We start from the raw sequence: 1,242 nt of genomic DNA on the forward strand, positions 1-1,242 counted from the left end.
CCTGCAGCGCTGCAACGTACACTTCTACAATTGAAATCAATGACGTCATTCCTGCAAACACGAGTGACAGGAAGAACAATACGCCAAACAGTTCATTCAGTCCAGGGAACGAGTTGATGATACTCGGGAAGACCATGAACGCCAGCCCGATACCCGACTTGACCACTTGGTCAACCGGTACACCTTGCTGCTGCGCCATGAATCCAAGGGCAGCAAACACCCCGATACCTGCAAGCAGTTCAAATCCTGAATTTGCAAATCCTGTGATAAATGCATTATTGTTGATGTCCGATTTTTTCGGAAGATAACTCGAATACGTGATCATGATCGCAAACGCGATAGATAGCGAGAAGAAGATCTGCCCGTAAGCAGCCACCCACACTTTACCAGATGTCAGCAAGTCCCATCGCGGTTCAAAGAACGCATTCAGACCTTCAGCTGCTCCATCCAGTGTTACCGCACGGATAACGATAAGCGTGAACATGATAAACAGAAGCGGAAGGAAAATTTTATTCAGCTTCTCGATTCCTTTTGCCACACCTTTAAACAATACGCCAATCGTGACGACCCATACGATGGCAAGTGGGATGAGGACACCAGGTACAAGGCTGCCGAACACCCCAGGATCTGCAACTTTTAAATATTCACCAAGCAAGAAAGCATCAGGCTTGTCTCCCCATTTCAGATCAAATGAAAAGACGGTATATGATAATGCCCATGCGATGATCACCGCATAATACGTAGAGATAACAAACGCAATGAGAACCTGCCACCAGCCAAGCCATTCCGATCCTTTGTTCATCCTGAAGTAAGAAAGCGGCGCTGACCCACGGTACTTGTGGCCCATCGTGAATTCCAGAATAAGCAGCGGAATCCCTGCAGTTAATAATGCGATAAGATAAGGAATTAAAAATGCTCCTCCGCCGTTTTCATAAGCGACAGCCGGAAACCTCCAGATGTTGCCCAATCCAACCGCAGAACCGACAGCTGCCATGATAAATCCATAGCGGCTGGCAAATTGTTGCCGGTTTTCCATCATGATGTCCCCCTTCAAAAGTGATAAAACTTTTGAGTATTTTGTTTTTTCTGATTATTCTGTAGTTAGTATAATATGCTAACTGTCTAAATGTCAAAGGTTTTTGACGAATTTTGTCATAATTAAGGGGCAATTGTATTGCGCCTATGATAATGCTTCAAAAATTAAGGGGTACGGTACCGTGATAATTATCACGGTACCGTACC

General features: G+C 45.1%; 1 protein-coding gene. It reads right to left on the minus strand.

Annotated elements, in window-relative coordinates; translation table 11 throughout:
* On the minus strand, window positions 1-1,036 hold a 1,036-nt coding region (locus tag CGZ90_RS20155), incomplete at its 3' end, for a sodium-dependent transporter (RefSeq protein WP_094254254.1).
* Window positions 1,037-1,242 lie beyond the last annotated feature (206 nt).

The organism is Fictibacillus aquaticus, from assembly GCF_002245695.1.
In the GTDB taxonomy this organism is placed as follows: Bacteria; Bacillota; Bacilli; order Bacillales; family Fictibacillaceae; genus Fictibacillus; species Fictibacillus aquaticus.